Raw genomic sequence first — 10,433 nt, 5'->3', positions numbered from 1 at the left:
GGAACATTTATCTGCTTGAGACAGCCGAAACGCTGGTCACTGCATAGCCGGGTTTTCGAGCTGCCTACCCCCCTTGGTCTTTGGCAGAACTCGAGCCTGCTCGCGATTTGTTTTTCAGGAGTCCCTATACAATGATCGTCCACCTCGCACCACCCTGGCCTGGGCTTACCCAGTTCTTGCATTTATCATGCAACTCCAACTACTCAGCACGCCATTTAATCGCGACTACATCCCAAGCGAACACACGCGGCTGACTACCAACTTTGCCAACTTATCTCAGCATCCAGCTACACGCATCGAGCAGATTGAGAAGACGCTGGGATTGATCAACGAACGCTTCAACAAGAACCTGGGAACATTCGGAGAGCACAACGAACCTCGCTATCGAATCACCCTTGATGTGATCACAGTTATCGCCAAGCCAGGCCCATCGGCATCTGGAGGGTTTCCTATTTCGGAGATGCTTAGATGCCGCATTCATGATCAACAACGGCAGAGATGGTTGCAGGGGCCCATCGGCTTTTGCTATTCCTCATTCGTACGCGACTACGACTTCAATGTTCTGCTGCCGAGAATTCGCAACGGAGAAGCCAGCCGACAAGAAGTCAGCAGCTTCGGAGATCTTCACGGAGTTCTGTATCAGCTTCAATTTTCTCACCTCTACTCTCAAGGCGTTCTGGAAGAACCAGCCCTGATCGCCATCAGCGTGGCCCATCAGCATCGCTATCAACGCACGACAGCAACGATTGATGGTCTTGGAATGATCTATGCCCCTCAGGGAGAAGAGTCAATCACGTCTCGCTATTTTGGCCGCATGGGACTTGACGTGAATTACGCCCTGGCACCCGGCTCAAAAGCTCCACTAGCCATTTATCATCAACCAAACGATCTCCAGAGCCGATCAAAGCTGCAGCTGTGTGCTCTTGTTGCCGTCATGGACACGTTTCAACGCATCTATCGGCCAGAGATTTATGCCAGTCACTCAATCCCAGATGACACGTTCGTCGCAGATCTCAACAACCAAGACTACGAGCCTACTCCAATCTTCTATGACCGATCCGAACGTGACCAGGTGCATGCGCCCAGGCAGGCGCAGTATGCTTTTGATCAATTTCTCATGCCCTGGGCCTCCGAGCTCAATGAACTCCTGCAGTATCACCATGCCCTACTGGCATCGCGTCCTCCCGTCTTTCCCTGAACGCCCCGGAGTACGGAGCTACTGCGCGACTCTGATCTTAAGTATTCCTCCAACGACAACAACATTGTCACGACTCTATCGGCAATCGTGCATCCAAATAACGTAGCCACCAGGTCCAGCATGGTCAGCTCAAGGCTGGCTGTGTAATCCGATGCAGGTCTGATGCCTCTTTGGGTGCTATCCAGTAGCACTGCTTATGGTTGAGCTTGGCGCCGCGATCCGGGGAGCCGAAGATCGTGCCGTGGTGATTGACCGTGCGTGGCCGCAGGCCTTGATGGTCGATGCCGTTCTGGCGCGCTCGCTGGAGCCCTGCGCCGCAGACCAGCTCCAAAGCAAGTGCGGGGATGACTGCGGCTGGGGATGGGCATGGCTGCAGCTGAAGCGTCCGGGAACGCCTTTGTTCCCTGTCCTGAGCTGAAGCATTCGGCCTTATGGGGTAAAACCCTTCAAAATGTCTCCTGATTTGACAGCCCCGCTGGAGACCCCTGGCCCTCGATCCCGCTGCATGACCGTTGTCTCCACCACCACCGCCGCCCCCAGAGCCGGCCGGATTTTTAACCACATCGGTCGCCACAACATCCGCGGTGATTTTTTCGGGGGCCTCACCGCGGCCGTGATCGCCCTACCGATGGCCCTGGCCTTCGGCGTGGCCTCCGGTGCCGGTGCGGCAGCGGGTCTGTGGTCGGCGGCGATCATCGGTCTGGTCACAGCCCTGTTCGGCGGAACGCCGGCCCTGATCTCGGAGCCCACCGGTCCGATGACCGTGGTGTTCACCGCCGTGCTGGCCAGCCTCACCACCCGGGCCGGCAGCCCGGCCGAGGCCCTGGCCATCGCCTTCACCGTGGTGATGTTGTCGGGGGTGTTTCAGATCCTTTATGGGGTGTTCCAGCTGGGTCGCTACATCACCCAGATGCCCTACACGGTGATCTCGGGCTTCATGAGTGGCATCGGCACGATCCTGATCGTGCTGCAGATCGGTCCGCTGTTGGGGCAGGCCCCACCCCTCGGCGGGGTACTCGGCACCCTTCAGAGCCTGCCCCAGTTGCTCCAGGGAATCCGCCCCATGGAGTCGCTGCTGGCGGCGTTGACCCTGGCGGTGCTGTGGTTCACCCCGGAGCGGATCAAGCGGATGATCCCCGCTCCGCTGTTCGCCCTGATCGTCGGCACGGTGATTTCCCTGCTGGCCTTCCAGGGGGTGGAGCTGCGGCGCATCGGAGAGATCTCCAGCAGCCTGCCTCAGCTCACCCTGCCGGCCCTCTCCCATGACGTGTGGCAGCTGGTGCTGATCAATTCCGCCCTGCTGGGCATGCTCGGCTCGATCGACTGCCTGCTGACCTGCCTGGTCTCGGACAGCCTCACCCGCACGGAGCACAAATCCAACAAGGAGCTGGTGGGGCAGGGGGTGGCCAACATCCTGGCCGGGCTGTTCGGCGCGCTGCCGGGCTCCGGTGCCACCACCGCCACCGTGGTGAACATCCAGGCCGGGGGGCGCACCGGCCTATCTGGAGTGCTGAGGGCCGTGATCCTGGCGCTGATCATCCTGGCCGGCTCTGGGCTGGCCTCCCGGATTCCCCTTGCCGTACTGGCCGCCATCGTGTTCAAGGTGGGCATCGACATCGTCGACTGGGACTTCCTGGGGAGAGTGCCCCGGCTCTCGCGCAAGGGGGCCCTGATCACCTACGTGGTGATTGCCCTCACGGTGCTGGTGGATCTGATGGTGGCCGTGGGGGTTGGGATCTTCATCGCCAACATCATCACGATCGACAAGATGAGCGCCATGCAGACCCGTGGCGTGCGCGTGGTGAGCACCGGCGATGATGCGGCCGAACTCAGTGAGCCGGAGCGGGCCCTGCTCAATGCGGCGGGGGGTCGGGTGATGCTGTTCCAGCTGAATGGGTCGATGATCTTCGGGGTGGCCAAGGCAATCAACCGGGAGCACAACGCCATCGGCGCGTGTGATGCCGTGATCTTCGACCTCAGCGAGGTGGTGCATCTGGGCCTCACCGCCGCCCTGGCGATCGAGAATGCGGTGGAAGAGGCCATCAAAGCGGGCCGCAACGTCTATGTGGTGGGGGCCAGGGGCACCACCCGCGAGCGGCTCGACCAGTTAAAGCTCTATGAGCAGCTGCCCCCCGACCATACGGAGCTCAGCCGCCACCAGGCCCTCACCCACGCGGTCCAGGCCCTCGAACGGACCCGGTACATGGCTTGAGCTGGGATCCTCTGCTGATCCGTCAGCGCCAACAGGCACAACGGCCGCGATGCGCAGCAGACTGGCTTGATTCTGCAAAGAAGGTCTACAGCGAGGGTGATGTCATGCACAGGATCGACGGGTCCATTCTTCATCAGGTTGCCTGAACATTTCAGAGTCTCCCTAACAACAAAGACCCTGAGTCCCAGCGATGCCAAGCATCCAGACCGTGGCCACCACTTGCTGGAGCACACCATCAATCATGGGCCCGCGAATCCCTCATGACACGGCGGGCTTCATCTGCGCCAAGATGGTGTGCAAGCCAATCCCCACTCTCCATGCCGCTGCGTGCATGTCACTTGCGCGTTCCGGCACCGTGGAGGCTGTGCCGTCCCCTGGCGATGGGGCTGATGGCACTCGCTCTCACCAGCTGTTCTGAACCGCCGGGAGCACAACAGGGCGGACCGCTACCGGTCCAGACAGAACCTGCGCAGCTGGCAACCTTCAGAACCAGCGTTGAAACGGTGAGCAGCCTCGAGGCCCCGGAGCTGGTCCAGCTCTCCGCCCAGGAGGACGGCAGGATCGAGAAAATTCTGGTGCACCAGGGCAGCCAGGTACAAAAGGGTGACCTGCTGCTGGTGCTGGATCAGGAGCAGCAGAAGGCCGATGTGGTCAACCTGCGGGCCAAGGCCGCGACGGATCAGCTCAATTACGACCGCTACGAGTCGCTCGTCCGCCAAGGGGCCGCCAGCCGGATCCAGCGGGACCAGTTTCGCCAGGAGGCGATCGCCTCCAGGGAGGCCCTCAACGCCAGGGAGGCCGATCGCCGCTACCGCACATCCGCGCCCCGATCAGCGGCATCGTCGCCGACCTGCAGGTGAAGCAGGGTGACGTGATCGAGAGCGGTGACCCCTTCACAAAAATCGTGAGCAACGACCGGTTGATGGTCAGGATCGAGGTGCCATCGGTCTACGCGGAGCGGGTGCGGACCGGTCAGACCGTTCTCCTCAGCGATCCGGCCACCGACCGGCCCCTGGCCAGTGGCCAGGTGGAATCGATCGATCCGGTCGTCGGCGACAGCCAAACCCTGCTGGCCAAGGCCGAGTTCGACAATCGGGGAGGCCGATTACGCAACGGCGTCAAGGTCCGCACCCAATTGGTGCTGGAGCAGAGCCAGCAGCTCTCGGTTCCGTTCAAGGCCGTGCAGCAGCTCGCCGGCCAGAGCTTTGTGTTCATCCCCGGAACCCTTGCCCAGTTGCGCGCCAATCCCGACAGGGCCGACCTGGCCGCTCTTGCCCAGTTGCCAGCTACCACGCGCGTCGCCCTGCAGCGTCCTGTGGTTCTCGGGCCACTGCAGAACGACCGCTTTCCGGTACTCAGCGGCCTGAGCCCCGGCGAGGCCGTGATCACCTCGAACCTGATCAACCTCCGCCACGGCCTGCCGATCAAGCCCAGGCCCTGAACCGCCAGCTGTCCCATGTCGCTCTCGAACCAGTTCATCCGGCGACCGGTGCTCACGGCGGTCTTCAGCCTGCTGATCGTGATTGCTGGACTGATCTCAATCCCGCTGCTGCCCGTCGAGAACCTGCCGGACATCGCACCGCCCACCGTGAGCGTGTCGGCCAGCTACACCGGTGCCGATGCGGTCAGTGTCGAGCAGGGCGTCACCGCCGTGCTGGAACAGCAGATCAACGGTGTCGAGGGGATAGACTATATCACCTCCAGTAGCGCATCGGATGGCAGCAGCGCCATCACGGTGGTCTTCGCCAACGGCAGCGACAAGAACATCAACCAGGTGAACGTGCAGAACCGCGTGGGTCTGGCGGAACCCCAGCTGCCCGAGGAGGTGCGCCAGTCTGGCGTCACGGTGAACAAAGCTTCCACCTCGATCCTGCTCGTTTATATCTTCGGCAGCGCCGATGCCAGGAAGCCCTATAGCGTTGAGACGATCAGCGGCCTGCTGGACCAGGGCCTCACCGATGAGATCAAGCGGGTGCCGGGGGTCGGCGATGTGACCTACTTCGGCAACCGCCAGCTCGCCATCCGCGTCTGGCTCAACCCGGTCAGTCTGGCCGTCAATGGCCTGACGGCCACCGATGTGGTGGATGCCCTGACGAGCAAGAACCGTCTGGTGCCGGCCGGCCAGATCGGCGGTGCACCGGCGGCATCCGATCAGGCCTACACCTTCAGCGTTGAATTGCAGGGTCGGCTCACCTCCGTGGAGGAGTTTGAGAGCATGGTGGTGCGCCGCACCGCCAATGGCGGTCTGGTGCGCCTCAAGGACGTGGGCCGGGTCTCCCTGGGAGGCGAAAGCTATGACGTGAGCAGCACGGATCTGCAGGGTGTTCCGTCGGTGGGGATGGCGGTGTATCAGCTCAGTGGCAGCAACGCACTTGAGGTGTCCACCGGCGTCAAAAAGGTGCTCGATGGCTTTGCAGGCACCCTGCCGGTGGGGGTGACGATGGAGAAGGTCTACGACAACAGCGATTTCATCAACGCCTCGATCGAAGGGGTGGTGGCAGCCCTGCGGGACGCGATTGTGCTGGTGGTATTGATCCTGTTCCTGTTTCTGCAGGACTGGAAGGCCACGCTGGTGCCCACGATCGCCATTCCCGTGTCGCTGATCGGCACCTTCGCCGTGGCCAAGTTGGTGGGCGTGTCGCTCAACCAGCTGACCCTGTTCGGACTGGTACTGGCGACCGGACTGGTGGTGGATGACGCCATTGTGGTGATCGAAGACACCGTGAGCAAGAAGCGCTCGGGCCTGAATGCCCTCGCAGCCGCGCAGGCCGCCATGAACGAGCTGTTCGGCGCGATCCTCGCCACCTCGCTGGTGCTGATCGCCGTGTTTGTGCCGGTGCTGTTCTTTCCCGGTGCGACCGGAACGATCTACAAACAGTTCGGCGTCACGATCATGGCGGCGATCGCCATTTCCACCTTCAACGCCCTCACCTTTTCGCCGATGCTCGCAGCCCTGCTGCTGGACCGCGACAACGCAGCACCGAGCCGTGTGAACTATGCCATCGGCGGAGCCACCCTGGGCTTCATCTTCGGAGTGTTGCTCAGCGGCGGCGGCGTGCTCACGATTCTGGGGGGCCTTGTGATCGGATCCCTGCTGGGCCTGGGCCTGAGCAAGCTCAGCGGCAGGCCGTTGATGCTGCCCCTGGCCATAGCCGGCGCCCTGAGCGGCATGCTGATCGGCGGAGTGGTCCAGCCGTTCAGCGTGGTGCTCTGCACCGCCCTGGGCCTGCTGGCGAGCTGGTTCACGCCTGAGATCTTCAGCCGCTTCAACCTGCTCTATGCCGCGATGGAGCGTCGCTATCACCGCGGCCTCGACTGGGTGCTCGGTCGCCGGCGTCTGGTGATGGGCCTGCTGCTGGGGGGCATTGTTCTCACAGCAGTGGCCTTCAGGGCGGTCCCCACCGGATTCGTGCCCGTGGAGGATCAGGGCTATGCCCTTGGCATCATCCAGGCGCCTGAAGGCACCTCATTGCCGAACACCGAGCGCATCAACCAACGAGTGGCCGAGATTCTGCGCAGCGAACCGGATATCGCCACGGCGGCGTTGTTCAGTGGAGCTGGTTTCGAGGGCAACACCCCCAACCGAGGCTTCTTCTTCTTCGGGCTGAAGCCATGGGAGGAGCGCCGCCGGGCTGACCAGAGCGCCGCGGCGATCGTGGGTCGCCTGAATGGAAAACTGTCGGTGATTGAGGACGCCCGCATGATCGTCGTGGAGCCTCCGCCGATCATCGGCTATGGAAATTCGGGCGGCTTTGAGTTCCAGTTGCTGGACAAGAGCGGCGGCACCATGGATCTGGGCAGGTTCGCCGGGGCCGCGGGCGAGTTGATCGGCAAGGCCAATGCCCAGGAGGCGATCGGCGTGGCCTTCACCCAGTTCTCGGCTGAGTCACCGAAGCTGCGGGTTCAGGTGGATCGCGATCGCATGGAGGCCCTGGATGTGGACTTCGGCGAGGCCATGCAGGCCTTGAGCGTGACCATGGGCGGCAGCTATGTGAACGACACGTTCCAATCCGGCAAGGTGCGGCGTGTCTACGTGCAGGCCGACCAGGGCTTCCGCGCCACCCCAGATCGGCTAAAATCGCTGTATGTGAATAACCGCGCCGGCAAGCCGATCGTGCTCTCGGAGTTCTTCCGGGTGGAACCCACCACCGGTCCTTCCGTGATCCCCCACTTCAACCTCTACCGCTCGATCAAGATTGAGGGGACCACTGCGCCGGGTCACAGTTCCGGTGAGGCGATCATGACCATGCAGAACCTGTTTCGCGATCTGCAGATCCATGGCCTCGGCTACGACTGGACCGGCATTTCCCGAGAGGAGATCAAGGCCGGTTCCCTGGGTCTGGCGATCTTCGCCCTGGGAATCCTGGTGGTGTATCTGGTGCTGGCCGGTCAATACGAGAGCGTCAGCGATCCGCTGATCGTGCTGATGACCGTGCCAACCGCCATGCTGGGGGCCCTGCTGTTCCTGAGTCTGCGGGGCGAAGTGCTGAACGTCTACGCCCAGGTGGGGCTGGTGATGCTGATCGGCCTGGCGGCCAAGAACGGAATTCTGATCGTGGACCTGGCGAATCAACGGCTGGCGGGGGGGCTTGGTGTCTTGGAAGCCGCCCGGGAATCGGCCCGATCGAGGCTGCGGCCGATCCTGATGACCGCCACCGCATCACTGCTGGGCTTCCTGCCGCTGGTGTTCTCCACCGGAGCTGGTGCCCGAAGCCAGATTTCCCTCGGCACAGTGGTCTTCGGTGGTCTGGCCGTCGCCACGGTGCTGTCGCTGTTCGTGGTGCCTGTGTTCTATGTGGAGCTCAAGGGCTGGCTTGGGCGCCAGGCAGACAGCAGAGAAGCGCAGAAGATCTGAAGAGAAGGTAAGGAGGCTCTCAGCCTCCAAACTTCCTGTCCAACCACTGGGTCAACACATAAACCCCGATGAACATCGGCAGATAGGCGATCCACATGTTGGGGAGATCCAGCTCAGAGTTGTTAATCAACACAAGCCCCGCGTAACTGACCAGGCCATAGATCGACGCTCTGCGCAGAGGCCCGATCATCTTATTCATTTCAAGCGTCATAGTGGGATCTGCCTATGGTAGCTGGGTGGCCATGTCTGCCGACATCGAAAACTGAGCCAGCGCCGACATCAGAGGTGAGTCACCCGGAAGCGATGGGAAAGCCGTTGCCGACCGGGTCAGTGGCAGAGCCGATCGCTTTGGTGGCCAAAACCTTCGGCAGCCCCCGCACCCGGGTGACGATCGAACGCGGTCAAGGGTCACGCCACAAGCGACTCCGCATCGACGGTACCGTTGGCCCTGGGCCTGACAGAACCTAGGCGGTGGTCAGTGTCCGCAGTGACGCACTTCCATGGTGGACCTGTTCCATGGTGTGGCCCATGGCACCTGGAAGGAACGACCCGAACGGGTGGCCGCCCCCATCGACCCATTCCTAATCCCGAAGGCGATGCAATGAGCAATGCTGTGCTCAGAGATAGCAAGCAGACCAGTTGTCTGACGCATCAGCATTCGCTTGCCACGCATCGACTGAAGCGTGGCCCTGTAGGACAACGAGGCCAGCAAACCGCTTGTAGCGAAGCATACATTTTGTTCGCGGACCCAGCCAAGTTCCCGTCACAGATGTTGCAAGGTCGGAACGGATCTTATCCTGGAGGGGATTTCAGCTCTCGCCTTGAGAGGCCGGGTTCTTATGCGGCTACAAGGTCCGGACAGGAGGTCGATACCGGACCCTTCAAAATTCTGTTGGGTCTCGTGGAATGGCCTAAGTTGCAGTTGTTGCGGCGGACGGACGCCCTCTTGGCAGCAATGTTCTCTCATTACGGAAGCCGCCTATTATTGTCAGCCGCATGGGAATCAGAAACGAGAAAACTTAACAACATCGACCACAGTCCTGGCACCTGCGGAGGCAATCCATGCTAGTAACCAAAGATAATCGTCAACTCGCTTATCTTGAAGTCGGAGATCCTGATGGTCCACTCGTCATTCACAATCATGGCGGACCTAGTAGCAGGCTTGAGGCGCATTTCTTTGAGGATGCGGCATCAAAGCATGGGCTTCGACTCGTTTGCGTCGATCGGCCCGGCATCGGACAGTCCAGCCCACAGGAAGCACGCAAATACTCGGGATGGGCAGACGACATGACGGCGATCGCCGACTCTTTGGGATACCGCGAGTTTGGAGTGACAGGCTGGTCGGAGGGTGGCCCCTGGGCGCTGGCGGCAGCTGCTTATATCGACCCCGCTCGACTGCGCCATGTGACCAGCATCGCCGGTGGCAGCTACGGAGCCTTCGGCGACAACTCGGCAAGGAAGCACCTTTCCGCTATTGATTCACTAGGAGGATTTCTCGCACTGCATTTTGAACCGGGTTTTCGTCTCATGTACGAGGCGCTTGCCAAGACTGCCGTTAACTTCCGTGAGACCTACATCCAGCAACTACTGAAAACCATCAACGCATACGACCAGGAGATCCTGCAGCGACCGGGCTTTGCAACTGCCTTCTGCGAAGCAAGCGCCGAATGCTTTGCCCAAGGAAGCGAGGGCCTGGTGAGAGATTCCGAAATACTCTACCGGTCCTGGGATTTTGATGTTCGCCTGATTCAACGACGCGTTCATCTATGGCAAGGGCTTGACGACCGACTCGTGCCCGACGCGATCAACAAGGATGTTGCCGACCAGATGCCTGGAGCGGTTTGGCATCCGGTTTCGGGGGCCGGTCATTTCGTGGCAATCGGCTCGGCAGAGGAAATATTCGGAGTCGCCGCTGAGGAACTCTCCCAGAAGGCGTGAAGCGGTAATCATAGATTCAGAAGCCCAACATCCAGATCCAGAAGACGGGAGCAGAAGGCATTCCGTTCTTGCTTATGACCACAACCCGCTTCTAATCTGGGGCGTTAGGAGTTTGCTGAAAAACCCCGCTTCCTCTGCGAGAATGAGTCAACTGCCCCAGGTTTGATGCGAGGTCAGCAGGAGCGCAGCGGCTCCTTGTTCTCCTACGTCTCGATCGAGGAGCGGATCCC

General features: G+C 61.1%; 7 protein-coding genes. 6 read left to right on the top strand and 1 reads right to left on the bottom strand.

Features of this window, described 5'->3' with window-relative positions:
- Positions 1-187: 187 nt before the first annotated feature.
- The 5 genes from VB777_RS06990 to VB777_RS06970 all read left to right on the top strand — a co-directional run bounded on the left by VB777_RS06990 (position 188) and on the right by VB777_RS06970 (position 8,265).
- Complete coding sequence (locus VB777_RS06990; protein ID WP_323247946.1) at positions 188-1,198, top strand: putative oxygenase MesX; 1,011 nt, start codon at positions 188-190, stop codon at positions 1,196-1,198.
- A 505-nt stretch (positions 1,199-1,703) separates the two neighbouring features.
- On the top strand, positions 1,704-3,410 hold the full coding sequence (locus tag VB777_RS06985; RefSeq protein WP_323247944.1) for a SulP family inorganic anion transporter: 1,707 nt from the start codon (positions 1,704-1,706) through the stop codon (positions 3,408-3,410).
- Between the two features lie 503 nt (positions 3,411-3,913).
- Positions 3,914-4,270 (top strand): biotin/lipoyl-binding protein, encoded by a 357-nt coding sequence (locus tag VB777_RS06980; RefSeq protein WP_323247942.1) that lies wholly within the window; start codon positions 3,914-3,916, stop codon positions 4,268-4,270.
- Positions 4,267-4,851 (top strand): efflux RND transporter periplasmic adaptor subunit, encoded by a 585-nt coding sequence (locus tag VB777_RS06975; RefSeq protein WP_323247940.1) that lies wholly within the window; start codon positions 4,267-4,269, stop codon positions 4,849-4,851. Before VB777_RS06980 ends, VB777_RS06975 begins: the two co-directional genes overlap by 4 nt.
- 15 nt (positions 4,852-4,866) lie before the next feature.
- Positions 4,867-8,265, top strand: a complete 3,399-nt coding sequence (locus VB777_RS06970; RefSeq protein WP_323247938.1) for an efflux RND transporter permease subunit — start codon at positions 4,867-4,869, stop codon at positions 8,263-8,265.
- A gap of 19 nt (positions 8,266-8,284) precedes the next feature.
- On the opposite strand, the gene VB777_RS06965 is transcribed toward VB777_RS06970, so the two are convergent.
- Positions 8,285-8,464: a hypothetical protein gene (locus VB777_RS06965; protein ID WP_323247947.1), complete on the bottom strand. Its 180-nt coding sequence runs from the start codon at positions 8,462-8,464 to the stop codon at positions 8,285-8,287.
- 863 nt (positions 8,465-9,327) lie between these two features.
- Between VB777_RS06965 and VB777_RS06960 the strand changes: the two genes are divergently transcribed.
- Positions 9,328-10,203 carry an alpha/beta hydrolase gene (locus VB777_RS06960; protein ID WP_322758354.1) on the top strand — a complete coding sequence of 292 codons (876 nt, stop codon included), beginning with the start codon at positions 9,328-9,330 and terminating at the stop codon, positions 10,201-10,203.
- Positions 10,204-10,433 lie beyond the last annotated feature (230 nt).

Source organism: Synechococcus sp. CCY9202 (genome assembly GCF_034931685.1).
Taxonomy (GTDB): Bacteria; Cyanobacteriota; Cyanobacteriia; order PCC-6307; family Cyanobiaceae; genus CBW1002.
The sequence above is the reverse complement of the archived record's forward strand: the minus strand, read 5'-3'. Positions and strand labels throughout refer to the sequence as shown.